This is a genomic window from Helicobacter sp., assembly GCF_022770205.1.
Lineage (GTDB): Bacteria > Campylobacterota > Campylobacteria > Campylobacterales > Helicobacteraceae > Helicobacter_D.
Genome location: NZ_JALEIK010000019.1, coordinates 74,872 through 94,079, shown reverse-complemented (window position 1 = coordinate 94,079; position 19,208 = coordinate 74,872). Strand labels below are relative to the sequence as shown.

Below are 19,208 nucleotides of genomic sequence, written 5' to 3'. Positions count from 1 at the left end.
TCCAATAATCTACATTCTAAATAAACTTAAAAAATGTGCGAATTCTAAACTTTATTGTGTTAAAATCAGATTAAATTTATTTTAAAATGGAATCGTAATGCAAAACAACACCCTATCAATCGTAATTTTAGCTGCTGGCAAGGGAACAAGAATGCAATCTAGCATCCCAAAAGTATTGCATAGGATTTGTGGCAGGGAAATGCTCTATTATAGCATTAAAGAATCCTTGCTTTTGAGCGATGATGTGTGTGTGGTTTTAGGCTTTGAAAATGAAAAAATCCAAGCCAAAATGCAGGAATACTTTGGCAATAAAATCCGCTTTGCAATCCAAGATACACAAAACTTCCCTGGAACCGGCGGTGCGCTAAAAACCTACTGCCCAAAATATGAAAAAGTCCTTGTGTTAAATGGAGATATGCCATTAATCCAAGCAAATGAGCTTAAGCAGTTTTTGTATAAGGATGCAGACATTATTATGAGTGTGCTAGATTTACCAAATGTTAGTGGATATGGGCGTGTTGTGATGAGCAAAGATGAAGTTCAAGCAATCATAGAAGAAAAAGATGCAGACTCTAAAACCCTAGCCCTTAGCACCTTAAATGCAGGAGTTTATTGCTTTAAAACTCACATTTTAGATTCCTATATTCCAAAGCTTACTAACAATAATGCACAAAAAGAATATTATTTAACTGATATTATCTCTCTTGCGCGTCAAGATAATATTAAAATCATTCCGCTTTTTGTGAAGCTTGAAAACTTTAAAGGCGTTAATGACAAGCTAGATTTAGCAAATGCTGAAGAGATTTTAAGCAAGCGCATTAAAGAATTTTGGCTAAAACAGGGCGTGATTATGCGCCTTCCAAAAACTATATATATAGAGGAAGGTGTGGAGTTTAGCGGTGAGTGCGTCGTAGAAAATGGTGTGAGCATTTGTGGGGATTCTAAAATTACAAATTCTTACATTAAAGCGCACAGCGTAATAGAATCTAGCATTGTTGCAAATAGTGATGTAGGACCTTTAGCGCATTTACGCCCACAAAGTGTGCTTAAAAATTCGCATATTGGAAATTTTGTAGAAGTGAAAAAATCCACACTCAATGGTGTAAAAGTGGGGCATTTAAGCTATATCGGTGATAGTGAAATTGAAAGTGGCACTAACATTGGGGCTGGGTTTATCACTTGTAATTATGATGGCAAAAATAAACATCAAACAAAAATTGGCAAAAATGTGTTTATTGGTAGCGACTCCCAAGCAGTTGCCCCCATTACAATAGAAGATGATTGTTTAATTGGTGCTGGAAGCACAATAAGACGGAATCTAAAAAAAGGAGAGTTGTTTATCACTTGTGGAAAAGAGATTCTTAAAGAAGGATTTTTTTATAAATTTTTCAACAAAAAAACATAAAATAACAAACTTTTTCAAAAGGTGGAAGATAATGCAAATTCAACTCAATGGAAATCTCATAAATACGGAATCCAAAAACATCTTAGAACTTTTAGTGGAATATGCTATTGAGCAAAAAAGCATAGCAGTGGCTGTAAATACGGAAATTATTAAGCAAGAAAAATGGCAATCTTATACGATAAAAGAAAATGACACGATTGAGTGTTTGACTTTTATGGGTGGTGGTTGAAGCGCAAAAAGGAAAGTTATGTATATTAAAACTGCAATCATCGGAGTGAGTGGTTATACGGGCTTAGAGTTAGTGAAACTTTTACTCACGCATCAACATTTTACGCTAGCTGGTGTCTATGCAAGCGAAAACCATCAGGACATTGTAAGCTTACACCCTAGCTTAAAAAATGTCGTTAAACTTCCTATCCAAGAAGTGAATATAGACAAAATCACACAAGAATGCGAGCTTGTTTTTCTTGCCTTGCCCCACCAACAAGCAATGGAATACGCAAAAACTTTACTCAATAAAAATATTAAAGTTGTGGATTTATCCGCAGATTATCGCCTAAGCCTAAAACAATACGAGCAATATTATTGCCCACACAGCGATAAAGAAAATCTCCAAAAGGCTGTTTATGGGCTTCCAGAATACAACCGCCTAAGCATTAGTCAAACAAATCTTGTTGCAAACCCCGGCTGCTACCCCACAGCAACCTTACTTGCACTCCTTCCTTTTGCAAAATATCTTAATAACACACAGAGCGTTTATATTGATGCAAAAAGTGGTGTAAGTGGTGCAGGAAAAAAGCTTGCACAAACCTCGCATTTTGTAACAATTAATGAGAATCTTTTTGCCTATTCACCCATTAACCACCGCCACTCCCCAGAAATCAATGAACAGCTTCAAAAAATTGCTAAAGTTCAGCTAAAAACACTCTTTGTTCCGCATCTAATTCCTTTAACACGGGGTATGTTGGTTTCTATTTATGCGCGTTTAAAAGAACAAATTGATCCGCTTGAAATTTTATGCGAGCGTTACAAAAATGAGCCTTTTATTAGAATCCGTGAGAGTTGCGCACAAATTAAAAATGTTACGGGGACGCATTTTTGTGATATTTATGCTAAGGCAGATGGAGAGGATTTATTCATCACTTCTAGCATTGATAATCTCTTGCGCGGTGCAAGCTCTCAAGCTATTGCAAATGCGAATTTAATGTTTGGGTTAGATGAAAACTTAGGATTACCACAAATTGCGTATGTGCCATAATTTACCAATTACCATAGAAGAAGGCGCAATTTTTATCGCCGACTCTCATCATAATAGCCTTTATCAAAACACTTTGGATTCCATCTTTACTGAGCTCTTAAAATCCAAAAAACGCCAAATTTTCCTAATGGGCGATATTTTTGATTTTCTTATTGGACCAATTTTGCAAAGCATTAAGGATAATCAGCGCACCCTAGAGCTTATAGAAGAATTGTCTTTAAAACACACAATCTATTACCTAGAAGGCAATCACGATTTTTTGCTAAAAACGATTCCGTATTTTAAGAACATTCATTATTTCCCCTTAAACGCACAGCCTGTTTTGTGTCGATTGAATAATCAAAACGCTTACCTTGCGCACGGAGATGTGTTTTTAAGCTGGCACTATAAATTTTTTTCAAAAATTATCAGAAACCAATCTTTTATCATTTTTCTAAATCTTTTTGCAAATATTTTGTATCCTAAAATCATACGCTTTTTACAAAGCAAAAACATTAAAAAGAAAAATAATCCCTACACTCCCCAAAATTTCACACAATTTGTACAAATGCGCATTAAAAAATATCTCAAAAAAATGTCTATTCCAAGTAACTCTTATATCATTGAAGGACATTTTCATCAAGGGAATTACACAAAAAATCAAGACATTAATTACATCGGGTTGCCCTTCTTTGCTTGTAAAAAAAAATATTTTATTGTAAAATGCGCAGACAATTGTTTAACGCTAAAGGAGTCTTAAGGTGTCGAGCTTCGAAAAAAATGATACTCTAAAAGTAGGAACCAATGAAATGGAGTTGGTGGATTTTAGAATCCACAAACTTGAAAAAGGCAAGCAGTATGAAGGAGTTTATGGTATTAATGTTGCTAAAGTGAATGAAATCATACGCCTACCCGACCTTACAGAATTGCCAGGTGTTCCAGACTACATAGAGGGAATTTTTGATTTACGCGGTGTTGTTATTCCTGTTATTAATCTTGCAAAATGGATGCATGTAGAAATTCCAAAGAATAAAAAAATTAAACCGCGTGTGATTATTGCAGAATTTAATAACATTATGATAGGTTTTATTGTTCACGAGGCAAAGCGTATCCGTCGTATCAATTGGAAAGACATTGAACCTGCACATTTTAGCTCCTCTGCTGATACAGCGATGGATAAAAATAAAATTACTGGTGTAACTAGAATTGAAGGTGATCAAGTTTTATTGATTCTCGATTTAGAGAGCATTGTGCAAGAATTAGGATTTTATCAACCAGAAATTGACTCCGAAAGAACTTATAATAGATTTAGCGGGCTTGCACTTGTACTAGATGATAGTGCTATTGCTAGAAAGATTATAAAAGAATTTTTAGAGAAAATGGGCTTTGATGTTACAGAAGCAAATAATGGAGAAGCTGGCTTAAGAAAACTTGAAAAACTTTATGAAGCTTATGGTGATGATCTTACAAAAACTCTAAAAATTATTATTTCAGATATTGAAATGCCACAAATGGATGGATTCCATTTTGCCGCAAAAGCAAAAGAAGATCCAAGGTTTTCTAAAGTTCCTATTATTTTCAGCTCATCCATTAGCGATAAATTTAGTGAGAATCGCGGGCGTGAAGCAGGAGCGGAATCTTATCTTGTTAAATTTGATGGCAACAAATTTCACGATGAAGTTTCAAGAATTATGAATAAATACAACACTCAAACTCATTAAAATTTTTAAGGAAAGGGTATATTATGGATGAAATGCAAGAAATACTAGAAGATTTTCTCATTGAAGCGTTTGAAATGATTGAACAGCTAGACCAAGATTTGGTTGAACTAGAAAATCATCCCGATGATTTAGATTTATTAAACAGAATCTTTAGAGTCGCACACACAATTAAAGGTTCGGGTTCATTCCTCAATTTTTCTGTGCTTACAAAATTAACACACCATATGGAAGATGTTTTAAATAAAGCAAGACACGGAGAATTAACTATCACTCCGGACATTATGGATGTTGTTTTGGAATCCATTGATTATATGAAAAAATTACTCAATGCAATTAGAGATACAGGGACTGATGGCAATACAGGATTAGAGGGCGATATTGATAATACAATTCAACGCTTAGATGCAATCTCAAGAGGGGAATCCGCAAACGCAGTGCCTCCTGCTGAAAATGCTTCCGCAGAAACCTCACTGCCAGAAGAAGAGCCTGAATTAGATTATGCAAGTATGTCCCCAGAAGAAGTGGAAAAAGAAATTGAACGCTTGCTTAATAAACGCCAAGAAGAGGATAAACAAAAGCGCGAAGCAAAACGCGCTAGAGGAGAACTTGAAGACATTCAAGCCCCCAGTGAAATTTCTGCTGATGCAGCTCCAAGCACACCTAAAGAAGCTGCTCCTTCAAAGCCTGTTACGCCTAAACCAGCTCCAAAAGCAGAAAGCGCATCTCCAAAAGCAGCCCCTCGTGCTAGCAATGACGACAACAAAACTCCAGCAACAGCAGTTGAACAAACAATTCGTGTTGATGTTAAAAGACTTGATAGTTTAATGAATCTTATTGGAGAATTGGTTTTAGGTAAAAATCGTTTGATTAAAATCTATAACGATGTAGAAGAACGCTATGAAGGGGAAAAATTCCTAGAAGAGCTCAATCAAGTTGTTGCTTCTGTTTCAATGGTAACCACAGATATTCAGCTTGCAGTTATGAAAACAAGAATGCTGCCTATTGGTAGAGTGTTTAATAAATTTCCAAGAATGGTGCGTGATTTATCAAGAGAGTTAGGAAAAAACATTGACTTAATTATCACTGGGGAAGAAACGGAGCTTGATAAATCAATTGTTGAAGAGATTGGTGATCCTCTTGTGCATTTGATTAGAAATGCGTGCGATCACGGCATTGAATCCAAAGAAGATAGAATCGCTGCTGGCAAAAGTGAGCAAGGGACTGTTCATTTAAAGGCATACAATGAAGGGAATCATATTGTAGTAGAAATCAAAGATGATGGACACGGAATGGATCCTGAAGTGCTTAAATCTAAGGCAGTAGAAAAGGGGCTTATTAGCGAGAGAGAAGCTGACGCAATGACGGATAAAGAAGCCTATTCATTAGTCTTTAAAGCAGGTTTTTCAACAGCTAAAATTGTAACAAATGTTAGCGGTCGTGGTGTTGGAATGGATGTTGTTAAAACAAATATTGAAAAATTAAACGGAATCATTGATGTAGATAGTGAGTTGGGCAAAGGAACAACGCTTAAATTAAAGATTCCATTAACGCTTGCAATCATTCAATCTCTACTTGTTGGTGTGCAAGAAGAATATTATGCAATCCCGCTTGCTTCTGTTATTGAAACGGTTAGAATTTCACAGGATGAAATTTACACTGTTGAGAATAAAAGCGTGTTGCGTTTAAGAAACGAAGTCTTACCTCTCGTGCGCTTGGCGGATATTTTTGGTGTAGATTCCGTGTTTGATAACTCTGAGCAAGCTTATGTTGTTGTTATTGGGCTTGCAGAAAATAAAATCGGTGTAATTGTTGATTTCCTAATTGGACAAGAAGAAGTCGTTATTAAATCACTTGGTTCTTATCTTAAAGGAACAGAAGGGATTGCTGGGGCTACAATCCGTGGTGATGGTAGAGTAACTTTAATTGTAGATATTGCCGCAATGATGCAAATGGCTAAAAATGTAAAGGTGAGCATTAATAAGCTTAAACAAGAAAGTGAGAATAAGAAAGAAAAGAGTTCCCCAAGTGATTATAAAGTCTTAATTGTTGATGATTCTATGACTGATCGTAGCATTATGAAGAAATCGTTAAAACCTCTTGGAATCTCCATTTCAGAAGCAGTAAATGGCGTAGAAGCTCTTGATATTGTTAAAAACAGCGATAATAGTTTTGATGCGATTCTTATTGACATTGAAATGCCAAAAATGGATGGTTATACATTAGCTGGTGAGATTAGAAAATATGCAAAATTTAAAAACTTACCACTGATTGCTGTAACAAGCAGAACTAGCAAAACAGATAGAATGCGTGGTGTAGAATCTGGAATGACAGAATACATCACAAAACCTTATTCTCCAGAATATTTAATGAATGTTGTTAAACGCAATATTAACCTAACAATGGAGGTAACAGAATAATGAGTAATCAACTAAAAGATGTTTTACAAAAACAACAAGAACAAAAAAAGCCCGCTGCAGAAACCGAGAATATTATCCAGCTTGTTGCCTTTGTGGTTGGGACTGAAGAGTTTGCTGTGCCAATCCTTAGTATTCAGGAAATTATTAAGCCTTTAGAATACACAAGAGTTCCGGGAGTGCCAGATTATGTCTTAGGCGTATTCAATATGAGAGGTTGGGTTGTGCCATTGATTAACTTGCGTTTAAAATTTGGTTTGCCTTATGAAAAGCCAACTGAAGATACGCGCTATATTGTCATTAGAAATCAAGAGGAGCGTGCAGGTTTTATTATTGATCGCTTAACAGAAGCGGTTAGAATCAAAGAATCCGATATTGATCCAACGCCTGAAACAATTACGCATCAAGATGAAAATCTTATCTATGGTGTGGGAAAAAGAGATGATAGACTCATTACTATCTTGCATCCAGAAGAATTACTAAAGCGCACATTTTAGTTGATTTAAGCAATCTTTATGTTGCTTAAGTCTAAAAAGTTGGAATCCTAAGTTTAGATTCCAACTTTATTCCATTTCTAGGCGTAAAAGCAGCATTTCATTTCCACTAGAAATAAATACATTTTGACTTTTACATTTTGGGCATTCCGTATAATTAACCTCATTCACTTCGCTTATAATTCCACAATTTTTACAAGTTAGCCCTACTTTTTTATAAGTAATCTTAAGCTCTGCTTCCTCACATTTACTTCCTACTTTAAACGCACTAAAAGCACTCTGCAATAATACAGGATTTACTCCGCTCCGCTCTCCAATCTCCACATATACCACAAGAATCTTATCTGCTTTGTTTTCTTTAGCAATTTCTTCACAAGATTCCAAGAGAGAAGAAACAATAGAAAATTCGTGCATTTTAACCCTTTTTTAAAAAAATATTGTATTATACAAGTTTTATTTTGTATAGAATTTAATCCTGCGCTACAAGGTTTATTAATGCGACATTTTTTGACTTTAGCTGATTTTAGCAAAGAAGAAATTTTAGAGATTATAGAGATTGCCAAAACGCTAAAAAATGAAGTTAAATCTAAAAAATATAGTGCTCTTCTTGCTAACCAAACACTTGGAATGATTTTTGAAAAAAGCTCTACAAGAACACGCATAAGCTTTGAAACTGGAATCTATCAGTTGGGTGGGCAAGGCATTTTTCTTTCCAATAATGATACACAGCTTGGACGCGGAGAACCTATAAAGGATACAGCTAGAGTGCTCTCATCAATGGTGGATTTAATTATGATGCGCACACACGGGCACGATCGCCTAGAAGAGTTTGCTCACTATTCTAGTGTGCCTGTCATTAATGGATTAAGCGATGATTTTCATCCTATGCAATTGCTCGCAGATTATCTAACGATGCAAGAATGCGGCAAAGATAATAATCCAATAGTTGCCTATATTGGCGATGGAAATAATATGGCACATTCTTGGCTGATGCTTGCTGCAAAATTAGGCTTTGAATTGCGCATCGCTTCCCCAAAAAACTATGCAATCTCCCCTAAAATTTTTCAAAAGGCACAAGAGTTCATTAACATTTCTGGTGCTAAAATCATCATAGGAGAAGACCCCAAAGCAGCCATTATGGGTGCTGATGTTGTGGCAACAGACACTTGGACTTCTATGGGACAAGAAAGTCAAAAGAAAGCAAGAGAAGAAGCCTTTAAAAGCTACTACATAGACAATGCACTAATGCGACTTGCAAAAAAAGATGCAATTTTTTTGCACTGCTTGCCAGCATATCGCGGAGAAGAAGTCAGTGAAGAAGTTTTAGAATCCCATCAAAGCAAAATTTTTCAAGAAGCGGAAAATCGCTTACACACACAAAAAGGAGTAATGGTTTGGCTACACCAAAACCGCTAGAAGCAAAAGAAAACTACAAGACAATTAAGGAAGTGTTAAATCACAAAAATATGGAATCGCTCAGTTATGCTTCCACACTTAAAGAAAATGGAATCTACTCCTTAGTAGATAGCAATGCTCAAGAATTCTATCTCATTCCCAAAAAGGTGATGCATTCTCTTATGCGTGAGCTAAAAAACCTTGAAAGCGATAAATATCTCTTTAAGCTTGAACAAGAAATCTATAAAAATATGCCTGTGGATTTTGATGATGTGTGGTGCGTTGCACTAAAGGAAGTCAGAGATTATAAAAAAGAGCCAAAGGCAGTAGTAAAGCATCTAAAAAAGCGTTATCCTTATCTATTTCTTGATTTTTTAGAACGACTTGATGCACCAAAATAAACCTTAGGATCTCCAATGTCAATGATAGATTTTAAAAAGTTTGCAACTTATTCAAAGCCCGGACCGCGTTATACAAGCTACCCAACTGCAATAGAATTTAATGAAAATTACACTTTGGATTCCTATTTGCAGGATTTAAAAGCAGACTCTAATCCACTCTCTCTTTATGTGCATTTACCCTTTTGTCGCAGTGCCTGTTATTTTTGTGGCTGCAATGTTATTTACACAAGCAAAGAGGAAAATAAAACTCTTTATTTAGAATATCTCAAAAAAGAGCTTGCACTCCTAAAAAAAGTAATGGACACACAAAAGCCTGTGTATCAGCTCCATTTTGGCGGAGGAACTCCTACTTTTTTTGATGCAAATGAGCTTGAAATGCTGATTTTTCTTTTAAAAGAAACTTTTCCTAACTTTGCAAAGGATGCAGAAATTGCCTGTGAGATTGATCCGCGTTTTTTCTCCGTCCATCAAATGCAAACTTTAAAAAATGGTGGATTTAATCGTTTAAGCTTTGGAATCCAAGATTTTGATGCCAATGTGCAGCAAGCCATTCACAGAATCCAGCCCTTCTCCCTTGTGCAAGATTCTATTAATCTTGCACGAAACTTTGGAATCCATTCAATTAATTTTGATTTAATCTATGGACTTCCCTTTCAAAATCTTCAAACTTTTAAAAATACATTAGAGTTAGCACTCAAACTCAATCCCGATCGCTTTGCAATTTTTAATTATGCGCATGTGCCTTGGCTTAAAAAAACAATGCGCAAAATTGATGAAACCACACTTCCAACACCAGATGAAAAACTTAAAATTTTAGAATTTAGCATTCAATTTTTACAAAATAAAGGTTACAAAATGATTGGAATGGACCATTTTGCAAAGCCTGATGATGAACTTTTTAAATCCATTCAAAAAGGGCAGTTGCGTCGCAATTTTCAAGGTTACAGCACTAAAGGTGGCACGCAAACTATTGGAATTGGGCTTACTTCTATCGGAGAAGGTAGCAATTATTATGCGCAAAATTTTAAGACATTACCAGAATATCAAAATGCAATTGATAAAGGAATCCTTCCCTTCCACAAAGGTATTAAACTTAGCGCAGATGATATTTTAAGAAAAACCATTATTATGCAACTAATGAGTAATTTTAAATTGGATTTCCGCACAATTGAAGCACAATTTAAGATTAATTTTATGAAGTATTTTGCCGATGCACTTGAAGCGTTAAAACCTCTAGAGTATGCAGGGCTTATTCATATCAATAAAGACGGAATCATAGTTAGCCAAACAGGAGCTTTGCTAATCCGTAACATCACAATGCCTTTTGATGCGTATTTAAAGCGTTTAGGTGCAAATCAAAAAATTTTTAGCAAAACAATTTAAAGGGCGCAAATGGCACATTTTCAAGATTATAATTATCTCAAAACAAGTGATGCTTGTGTGAAATGTGGTAAATGCTTGCCAGATTGCACCATTTTTAGTATTAATGGCGATGAAGCAACTTCGCCTAGGGGTTTTATTGACTTACTAGGTGCTTACCAACGCAATGAGATTCCACTAGATAAAAACGCAAAAAATATCTTTGAAACCTGCTTTTTATGCACAACTTGCGTAAGCGTTTGCCCAAACTCCCTGCCAACAGATACCCTTATTGAAAACATCCGCTATGAAATCGCCCAAAAATATGGAATCGCTTGGTTTAAGCGTGCTTTTTTCTATCTTTTAAAGCATCGTAAAATAATGGATATTAGCTTTAAGTTAGGTGCTATTTTCACTCCTTTATTGTTCAAAAAAACAAACGATGGTAACTCCATTATCCCCCGCTTCAAACTCCCAATAATAGGAAATAGAATTTTTGGCGCAATGGCAAATACGAGCTTTTTAAACTCCCATTGTGAAGAGTTACACTTCAATAAAGAATCTACTCCAAAAAAATCTAAAAAAGTTGCAATTTTTATTGGTTGTTTAGGCAATTATAATTACAAGGGAATTGGTGAATCCTTGCTTTTGATTTTAGAAAAACTTGGCATTGACGCAAAACTTGCTAAGGGACAAAAATGTTGCGCTGCTCCTGCGTATTTTACAGGAGATTTTGAAAGCGTTGATACGCTCATTCGCCACAATGTAGAGTATTTTGAAAGTTTTATTGAGGAAGTTGATGCGATTTTAATCCCAGAAGCCACTTGTGCAGCAATGGTTTTAGAGGATTGGGAACGCTTTATGCAAAAGGATTCCTTAATGCAAGAGAGAATCAAGAAGCTCTTACCAAAAATCTATATGGCAACACAATATTTAGAATCGCAAACGCAACTCATAGAATATCTAGCTTCATTGCAAGGGAATTCCCCAAAGACGGAGAGTATCACTTACCACGATCCCTGCCACGCAAGAAAAGTGCTTGGAATCTACAAAGAACCACGCAATCTTTTAGCACAAAATTATCAACTCATTGAAATGGAAGATTCCAATGCTTGCTGTGGTTTTGGCGGAGTAACTATGCAAACTGAACGCTTTGAGCTCGCACAAAAAGTTGGGAGCAAAAAGGCAAAAATGATTGCAAAAACAAATGCAAATTTCGTAGCCGCTGAATGCAGTGCTTGCCGTATGCAACTTAGCAACGCATTGCACCAAGAAGAAATAAAGATTCCTTTTTCCCATCCCTTAGAACTGATTGCAAAAGTGATACGCAGCCATAAATAATCTCTACTTAAGGAAAATTTTGTTAGCTTATTCTATTACCCGCCAAAATTGCTTTTAAAAAGGAGATAGTATGCCAGGTAGAAACTTGTCTTTAAAAGCTCAGCTTATTGTAGGGTTTGGGGTTATTTTATCGCTTATCGTGATTATTGCAGCCATTGGATATTATAAAATCAACTCTGTCCACGAAGCCATAACCCTCATTGATGATGTTAATGATGTCAAGCAGCATTATGCGGTTAATTTTATGGGGAGTGTGCACGATAGAGCAATTGCTGTGCGTGATATTCTTATCTTAAAGGATATTAATGAGATTGAAACAACACTTCTGCTTATTAAGCAATTAGAGGATTTTTATAAAGATTCTGCTGCTAAGATGGATGTTATTTTTCAAGATCCTGCAAAGTTTGATGCCGAAGGTAAAGAAATTTTAGAACAAATTAAAGCAACAGAGGCAAAAACAATGCCTCTTATTGCAGAAATTTTAAATAAAAGAGCACAAGGTGATTTAGAAGGAGCAAATGCACTCCTTATTAATCAAGCGCGCGATGCTTTTCAAGAGTGGTTAGGAATCATTAATGCCTTCATTTTTCATCAAGAGGAAAAAAATCATATTTTAGCCGACTATGCAAGAGAAGAAATTAAATCTTATTTAAACATCACGCTTTGGCTATCTTTCATTGCTTTTTTAGTCGCCATTGGTGCATCTGTTTATACCACATTCCTTATTGTCTCCTCGCTTGGTGATGAACCAAAAAGAGTTATCAAAATGGTTTCCAACATTGCAAACGGGAATTTAAATGCGCCTATTAAAACAAAATTTAAAGAAAGTATGCTTGCATCTCTTGCAGAAATGCAAGAAAAATTACGCATCATCGTTAAAGAAGTCATTCACTCTTCAGAAGAACTTAATATGCGTTCCAATGAACTTGCTCACATCTCTGAAGAATTTAAGATTGCCTCACACAATAGAGCAGAAAATGCAGAAGGTTCTGTGGCACAAATTGTTGCGCATATCAAAGAAATCGTTGGAGCTGTTAATGGCATTTCTAATATTGCTAAACAAACCGAAGAAAATTCTGGCTACACAACAGAACTCTCTACCAAAGGTAGAGAAGCGATGCAAATCACAATAACTGCTATAAAGAAGGTTACAACAACTGTTACTTCATCTTCTGAGCATATCCGTATGCTACAAAAAAATTCACAAGACATTAGCGGAAGCGCAGAACTCATCAAAGAAATCACAGACCAAACAAATCTCTTAGCTCTTAATGCTGCCATTGAAGCAGCAAGAGCAGGAGAAGCTGGACGCGGATTTGCTGTTGTTTCTGATGAAATTAGAAAACTAGCAGAACGCACAGGTGTTGCTACTTCTGAAATTTCAAAAATGATTGAAATCATCCAAAGCGAAACACAAACTGCTGTTGAAGCTATCCAAAACGCTGTCCCACAAGTAGAAAATGGTATGCAACTCGCCAATGAAGCAAGTGAAATTTTAGATCAAATCAATGCGCAAGCAACAGATTCTTTAAATAAAGCAAAAGAAGTTACAAAAGCAACAGATGAACAAGCAAGGAATATGGAACATCTTGTTGCTGAATTTGATAGTATGGCTAAAGATTCCAAAGCAACAGCGGAATCAATAACCCATACCGCAGATGCGGCACAATCTCTAAAAAATCTTGCAGATGTTCTAAAGCAACATATTAGTTTCTTTAAAATCTAATCTTTTTAGAATCCATAGCAAATAAAAGGGATTCTAAAACTTTAAAAATGTATAATTCCGCAATTTTTTTCAAGGAAGGTTTTTGTCTAAAATTGCTTTAATCTTACTAGCTGCTGGTGAAAGCAGGCGTTTTAAGGACTCCATACAAGATTCAACACAAAATCATCTTAACCAAAACGCCGTTACAAAATTGCCCAAAAAGCAATGGATACGCATAGGAGAGATTCCACTTTGGCTAAAAGTAGCAAAAGAATTGCAAGCTGTTTATCCCTTTTGTGATTCTGTTTTAAGTGCCACAGAGTTTGAGATTCCTTATATGCAAAAATATTTAGATTCTTTTAATTTGCATTTTAAATTATCTCGTGGTGGAACAACACGCCAAGAATCCTTAAAAAATGCCATTGACACTTTAGATTCTACAATAGAATTTGTTTTTGTTAGCGATGTTGCACGCTGCAACATTCCTGCGCTTTTAAGCACTAGAATTTTACAAAAAATTGATGCATACGATTGTGTTGTGCCTTATTTAAATATCCAAGACACCATTGCTTATGATGATTCTGTCTTGGAATACTTAAAAAGAGAGCATTTAAAAATTATCCAAACTCCACAGCTTAGTAGGCTATCTATGTTAAAAAAAGCCTTCAAGCAAGGAGATTTTACTGATGAAAGTAGCGGTATTTATGCTATTGGTGGAAATATTGGTTTTGTAAAGGGTGAACAAACTGCTAGAAAACTAACCTTTTTACAAGATTTAGAATATTTCAAACTCCCCTACCCTAGCAATCAAACTTTAGTTGGTATGGGTGGTGATATCCACGCACTTACAAGCGGAGATGGCATTGTTTTAGGAGGAATCCCTATTGCTTGCCCTTACAAGCTCCTTGCACATAGTGATGGTGATGTATGTTTACACGCCTTATGTGATGCAATTTTAGGTGCAATTGGGGCAGGAGATATTGGCGAATGGTTTCCAGATAGCGATTCTAATTACAAAGGAGCGGATTCTAAAAAGTTATTGGAAAAAGTTGTGGATTTTGTTTATAGTGTTGGCTACTCTCTTAAACAAGCCGATGTTACAATTTTTGCCCAAAAACCAAAACTCTCACCTTTTAAAAATGCTATGGAATCGCAAATCGCACAATTGCTTGGAATCCCAAAATTTAAAGTCAATGTCAAGGCTACCACTACGGAAAAACTAGGTTTTGTAGGGAGAGAAGAAGGAGTCTTTGTGCAAGCAAATGTTGCGCTTGAATATTTTAATTGGAAAAACTTATTATGATAAAGGGAATTTATGAAAATTTTAATCATTGAAAATGAAATCTATCTAGCACAGAGTATTACAACAAAACTTAGTCAATTTGGTTTTGTTTGCGAGATTGTTTCAAGCATTGATGAAGCACTGAAATTTGAAAGTATGGATATTATTCTGCTCTCTTCTAATATTCCCGGACAAAACTTCTATCCTGTCATTGAAAAATTTAAATCTTCCATTATTATTATGATGATTCCTTATATCAATGATGATACCGTTACAAATCCCTTAAAATCGGGAACTAGCGATTATATTGTTAAGCCTTTTATGATGGATGAATTAATCCGTAAAATTGACCACTACATTGAATTTTACCAACTGCAAAAAGAAATCACTTTCTACCGAGATTATTTTTGCAATTCTCTTTTAATGCCCGCATACACGATTAACACCAAAGTTTCATTCCCGCTTATTATTAAAAGCGTTTCACAAAAAGCCATTGATATGTGTGTTGTTAATTATGCCATTCATAAAAAATTTACCATTAATTTTATCTCACTTTATAAGGATGCAACACATTACAAAGGAATCCTAAAAAACGCTCCAAAAACACAACTTACCTATGTTGTAGGCTTTGAAACATTGCCTAAAGAAGAGAAAGAAGAGTGCGTTAAAGCGTTAAAAAATATTCCCGTAATGCTTTCTTGCTTAGGTGGCGATGTCAGTGGCTTTAAAAACATTTTTGAAATTAACATCAAAGAAATTGCATACGGATTCCAAGATGATGTGATAAGCGTTGATGAATACATTAAAACAATGATTTTAAAGTTTGAAGATCGCTACCCAGATACTGAGCTTAGCAAACGCTTAGGAATGTCTCGCAAAAGTTTATGGGAGAAAAGAAAAAAATATGGAATCACAAAAAAGAAATAATTCCCAAAAAAAGGTTAAAGCGTTCACAAATGCCTTATTTGTAGATAAGGAAGCTGTTTTTGCTCTGCTTTTATGCCAAGAAGGGCTATTAGCACCCGTATCACATCTAATGGATAAAGAAGAAATGCAAGAAGTAGATGCAACAGGGCTTTATAAAGGGCAAAGCTTTCCCTTTTCTTTCATTTTAGCACCTTCTGGAAAACGCAATGCTGCCATATTGAAAAACGCAGAAAAAGGAAGCACTCTTACGCTTGTGTGTGAAGGCAATGTGTGCGGAGAACTCATTGTGGATTCCGTCTTTAAAATTAATAAAAAACAACGCCTCTTTAAGATTATGAGCGGGGATATTTACTCACAAAAAGCCCAAGACATTTATCGCCGTTTAGGAAATTACGCAGTCTGTGGTGTATATCGTTTATTTTTAGAAAATGCACAATTTGACTTTATGCGACACATCAGCAAACAAACAATCCTGCATACCAAAAAAAATCTCCAAGCTGAAAGTGCTACGGCAATGGTATTAGACGCCTCCCCTGTAACGCGCATCCATGAGCGTATTTTTCGCTTTGTTTTAGATGAAAGTGATTTGCTTGTGCTTATCCTTTTACGCCATCAAAATGAAGGATTGCTAGATTTTCACATTCGCAAAACCTGCCTGCAAAATGTGATTGATAACTATCTGCCAACAAATCGTATTTTGATTTTTCCATTAGATGATATTTATCTTTTTGCAGGAGCGCAGGGCATTATTCTTGATGCAATTCTAGCCCAAAATTTAGGTTGTGATAGAATCGTTATTGGTGAAAACTACCCCAACTTGACTATTTATTACGATAAACAAAAAATTTATTCCATCTTTGATACAATAAAAGACATTAAAATTAATGTGAAACTCTTACACGAGTTTGTGTATTGTAGCCAATGCAATACGATTGTAAGCCTTAAAACCTGTCCGCACGGCAACCATCACCATATCCATTACCATTCTGGCTTTTTGCAAGAAATCTTACAAGCTGGATTGATTCCACCAACAATTCTTATGCGCAAAGAAGTTTCTGCTAAGATTTTAAGCTATCTCTATCCTAAACGCTTTTATCCGCTTTTAAAGCAATTTGGAGCAATGTTTGCAAACAATGGAATGATTGAAGAGCAAGACGATGAAGATTTTTACTTAAAGCTTATTGATCTTTATCAAACTCACTCGCTAAAATAGGAATCCAAAATGCAATCTGATAATTTTTTTAAAACCTTCTCTAGCACAAAAGATTTTTTGCAAAAAATGTTTTTAACCTTATTTTTTAGCGGATTATCCCCCATTGCTCCCGGAAGCATTGGTGCGCTTGTAGCATTGCCCTTAGGGTTTTTGATTAGCTACTACATTGCACCTAGCACACTACTTCTTAGCGCACTTTTGATTGCTGCTATTGCGATTAAAACCATTAATGCTTACGAACAACAAGGCTTACCACACGATTGCAAGCAAATTGTAATTGATGAGCTAGCTGGCGTTTGGATTAGTATTGCAATGATTGGGCATAGTCTTTTTGGGCTTTTTTTGTCTTATGTTTTATTTAGAATCTTTGATATTTGGAAGCCTTCTGTAATCGGAAAAATTGATAAAAAAGTTAAAGGTGGTTTAGGTGTAATGGGAGATGATTTGCTTGCTGGATTTTTCGCAGGGCTTTTAGGGCTTATCATCATAGGAGCAATGCAAAAGGTAGAATCCCTAACGCCGATTTTAGAGTTTAGCTTCTAGTGTTAAGCTCATTTTGGATATAGGAAATATAGCCATTTAGCATTTGTGGGGCTACATAATGTTTTGCTTGTGCGACATTTTCTTTCTTTAAGCCTTTTAATTTTACCCTTTTATGCACATACAAAAAGCTATTCTGCCAATACCACCACGCAATTCTTTCATCACACCAAAACTTAGGACGCAAAATATCATAGCAATCATAACCTCTTGCTAGAAACTTATCTGCCCAATATTGTGGTGGTTGGCAATTTATATGGTGCGTTCCGGGTTGAAAGGGAATCGCAGCAGAAAATAAAACAATATCGCTTAAGCTCGTTAATAAATCAATAAAATTTTCCGCATAAAGCATATCAATATGTTCAGCAACTTCTAAGGATTGCGCAAGAGTAAATGGCTTAATTCCTTCAATTATGCTAATATTATTGGGGGGGGGCAAAATGTGAAGTAATTTGTTTTAGAAGATTTGCACAAGGTTGCGTAAGATTAACTTCAGCATAAGAGCTAAGTGGAATCCAATAGTATTTTTCATCTACACTATTCCCATCAATCCCTGCAATTTGAATCTTAGGGTTTAAATCCTTCCACGCTTTTAGCCAAGTCCCAACACCACAACCTACATCAATCACGCTTTTAAGATTAGGTAAAACACCTTTTAAATACTCTAGTATAAAGGTTGCTGATTGATAGCTTAATTGCGCTTGTTGTTTATAAAAATCTGCGTTGTAGATAGATTCTATTGTTTCTTTTTTCATTCCTAGCTATTCTTTTATTTAATCATAAACTTACGCAATGTCTCTTCAACCTCTACAGGATTGGATTTAGAAATAAATTCATCAGCATTAAGCGAGCGTGCCATATCTTCATTACTGCTTCCGCTCATAGAAGAATTAACAATAACTGGGATTTTTGAAGTTAGTGGGCTTGCCTTGATTTGCTTAATAACTTCAAAACCACTTGCTTCTGGCATTTCTAAGTCTGTAATGATAATCCCAATTTTAGAAATATCTGCATCAGCACCAAAGACATAGTCAAGCAATTTTTGTCCGTTTGTAAAAATTTTGTAACTCACTCCTAATTTATTCAAAATGTTCTGCATTGTCTTAATAACACTTGGAGAATCATCAGCTAATAAGACTTCCTTATCTGTTACGATTTGCCTAATGCTATTCATCTCAGTATTTTTTTCATCTTCAATCCAAGGAAACACATCTACAAGCATTTTTTCAATATCCACAACCTGCACTAAACGCCCATCAAAATAACGCGTCCTGCTCACAAGCTTACTATTTAGCCCAGAATTTCCAATCCCAGCACTCTGCTCAATTTCTGTCCATTTTTTATTTAAAATTCTATCTGCCTCATAAATTCTAACACCAACCGTCCATCTAGAAAATTCGCAAATCATAATCACTTCATCTTCACCGGGTTCTCTTTTAACGCCATAACCTTCTAAATCCTTCCCCCTTTCTTTAGCATCGTAATAAAACCATTTGCGCAAGTCAATCAATGGAATCGTAAGCTCTCTAATAGTAATAAGCCCTTCAATCAGAGAGCTTCCTTCGTGTGAAACAACGGTAACCTCTCCACGATACTTTACAACTTCACGGATTTTAAATACATTCACAGCATACAAATCTTTATCTTTTTCAAGTCTAAAACATAACAATTGTAATTCATTGTTTCTGTAGAGATTGGTTATTTGATCAACATTAGATAAATTAGACATTTTAAAACCTCAAATCTTAAAAATTTCCGCTGATTATAGCATAAA

General features: G+C 35.5%; 20 protein-coding genes. 16 read left to right on the top strand and 4 right to left on the bottom strand.

Annotated features, from left to right (window positions below; all coding sequences use genetic code 11):
- Positions 1-97 precede the first annotated feature (97 nt).
- The 7 genes from glmU to MRZ19_RS04110 are packed head-to-tail and all read left to right on the top strand — an operon-like array spanning position 98 to position 7,274.
- On the top strand, positions 98-1,405 hold the full coding sequence (gene glmU, locus MRZ19_RS04140) for a bifunctional UDP-N-acetylglucosamine diphosphorylase/glucosamine-1-phosphate N-acetyltransferase GlmU (RefSeq protein ID WP_291030623.1): 1,308 nt from the start codon (positions 98-100) through the stop codon (positions 1,403-1,405).
- Positions 1,406-1,436: 31 nt separating this feature from the next.
- On the top strand, positions 1,437-1,634 hold the full coding sequence (gene thiS / locus MRZ19_RS04135) for a sulfur carrier protein ThiS (protein WP_291030621.1): 198 nt from the start codon (positions 1,437-1,439) through the stop codon (positions 1,632-1,634).
- Between the two features lie 18 nt (positions 1,635-1,652).
- Positions 1,653-2,663 carry an N-acetyl-gamma-glutamyl-phosphate reductase gene (argC, locus tag MRZ19_RS04130; protein ID WP_291030619.1) on the top strand — a complete coding sequence of 337 codons (1,011 nt, stop codon included), beginning with the start codon at positions 1,653-1,655 and terminating at the stop codon, positions 2,661-2,663.
- Entirely contained in the window at positions 2,653-3,402 is a 750-nt protein-coding gene (locus MRZ19_RS04125; RefSeq protein WP_291030899.1) for a metallophosphoesterase, read from the top strand. Before argC ends, MRZ19_RS04125 begins: the two co-directional genes overlap by 11 nt.
- A 49-nt stretch (positions 3,403-3,451) precedes the next feature.
- Positions 3,452-4,363 (top strand): chemotaxis protein CheV, encoded by a 912-nt coding sequence (locus MRZ19_RS04120; protein ID WP_291030897.1) that lies wholly within the window; start codon positions 3,452-3,454, stop codon positions 4,361-4,363.
- 23 nt (positions 4,364-4,386) lie between these two features.
- A complete protein-coding gene (locus MRZ19_RS04115; protein ID WP_291030617.1) occupies positions 4,387-6,780 on the top strand; it encodes a chemotaxis protein CheW in 2,394 nt (797 codons plus the stop codon).
- Complete coding sequence (locus tag MRZ19_RS04110; RefSeq protein ID WP_291030615.1) at positions 6,780-7,274, top strand: chemotaxis protein CheW; 495 nt, start codon at positions 6,780-6,782, stop codon at positions 7,272-7,274. Before MRZ19_RS04115 ends, MRZ19_RS04110 begins: the two co-directional genes overlap by 1 nt.
- A gap of 66 nt (positions 7,275-7,340) precedes the next feature.
- On the opposite strand, the gene hypA is transcribed toward MRZ19_RS04110, so the two are convergent.
- A complete protein-coding gene (gene hypA / locus MRZ19_RS04105; RefSeq protein ID WP_291030613.1) occupies positions 7,341-7,685 on the bottom strand; it encodes a hydrogenase/urease nickel incorporation protein HypA in 345 nt (114 codons plus the stop codon).
- 81 nt (positions 7,686-7,766) lie between these two features.
- On the opposite strand from hypA, the gene argF reads away from it, so the two are divergent.
- The 9 genes from argF to MRZ19_RS04060 all read left to right on the top strand — a co-directional run bounded on the left by argF (position 7,767) and on the right by MRZ19_RS04060 (position 17,437).
- The gene (argF, locus tag MRZ19_RS04100) at positions 7,767-8,687 is read left to right on the top strand and encodes an ornithine carbamoyltransferase (protein ID WP_291030611.1); all 921 of its coding nucleotides are present in this window, start codon (positions 7,767-7,769) and stop codon (positions 8,685-8,687) included.
- Positions 8,666-9,067, top strand: coding sequence for a DUF2603 domain-containing protein (locus tag MRZ19_RS04095; RefSeq protein ID WP_291030609.1), 402 nt, complete (start codon positions 8,666-8,668; stop codon positions 9,065-9,067). The genes argF and MRZ19_RS04095 overlap by 22 nt, the downstream gene beginning before the upstream one ends.
- A gap of 21 nt (positions 9,068-9,088) precedes the next feature.
- A complete protein-coding gene (hemN, locus tag MRZ19_RS04090; protein WP_291030896.1) occupies positions 9,089-10,450 on the top strand; it encodes an oxygen-independent coproporphyrinogen III oxidase in 1,362 nt (453 codons plus the stop codon).
- Between the two features lie 9 nt (positions 10,451-10,459).
- Positions 10,460-11,767 (top strand): (Fe-S)-binding protein, encoded by a 1,308-nt coding sequence (locus MRZ19_RS04085; RefSeq protein ID WP_291030607.1) that lies wholly within the window; start codon positions 10,460-10,462, stop codon positions 11,765-11,767.
- 70 nt (positions 11,768-11,837) lie between these two features.
- Complete coding sequence (locus tag MRZ19_RS04080; RefSeq protein WP_291030606.1) at positions 11,838-13,493, top strand: methyl-accepting chemotaxis protein; 1,656 nt, start codon at positions 11,838-11,840, stop codon at positions 13,491-13,493.
- A gap of 82 nt (positions 13,494-13,575) precedes the next feature.
- Positions 13,576-14,775, top strand: coding sequence for a bifunctional 2-C-methyl-D-erythritol 4-phosphate cytidylyltransferase/2-C-methyl-D-erythritol 2,4-cyclodiphosphate synthase (locus MRZ19_RS04075; RefSeq protein ID WP_291030604.1), 1,200 nt, complete (start codon positions 13,576-13,578; stop codon positions 14,773-14,775).
- Between the two features lie 12 nt (positions 14,776-14,787).
- Positions 14,788-15,681, top strand: a complete 894-nt coding sequence (locus MRZ19_RS04070; protein WP_291030602.1) for a response regulator — start codon at positions 14,788-14,790, stop codon at positions 15,679-15,681.
- On the top strand, positions 15,659-16,894 hold the full coding sequence (locus tag MRZ19_RS04065; RefSeq protein ID WP_291030600.1) for a sulfate adenylyltransferase: 1,236 nt from the start codon (positions 15,659-15,661) through the stop codon (positions 16,892-16,894). Before MRZ19_RS04070 ends, MRZ19_RS04065 begins: the two co-directional genes overlap by 23 nt.
- A 9-nt stretch (positions 16,895-16,903) precedes the next feature.
- Positions 16,904-17,437, top strand: coding sequence for a phosphatidylglycerophosphatase A (locus MRZ19_RS04060; RefSeq protein ID WP_291030598.1), 534 nt, complete (start codon positions 16,904-16,906; stop codon positions 17,435-17,437).
- Here MRZ19_RS04060 and MRZ19_RS04055 read toward each other — a convergent pair.
- From MRZ19_RS04055 to MRZ19_RS04045, 3 genes are read right to left on the bottom strand one after another with little or no spacing between them, the layout of a single operon-like run.
- Positions 17,427-17,873, bottom strand: coding sequence for a hypothetical protein (locus tag MRZ19_RS04055; RefSeq protein ID WP_291030596.1), 447 nt, complete (start codon positions 17,871-17,873; stop codon positions 17,427-17,429). The two genes, MRZ19_RS04060 and MRZ19_RS04055, sit on opposite strands and share 11 nt — an antisense overlap.
- Positions 17,857-18,189, bottom strand: coding sequence for a class I SAM-dependent methyltransferase (locus tag MRZ19_RS04050; protein WP_291030594.1), 333 nt, complete (start codon positions 18,187-18,189; stop codon positions 17,857-17,859). Before MRZ19_RS04050 ends, MRZ19_RS04055 begins: the two co-directional genes overlap by 17 nt.
- Positions 18,190-18,203: 14 nt before the next feature.
- Entirely contained in the window at positions 18,204-19,163 is a 960-nt protein-coding gene (locus MRZ19_RS04045; RefSeq protein ID WP_291030592.1) for a chemotaxis protein, read from the bottom strand.
- Between the last annotated feature and the right edge of the window lie 45 nt (positions 19,164-19,208).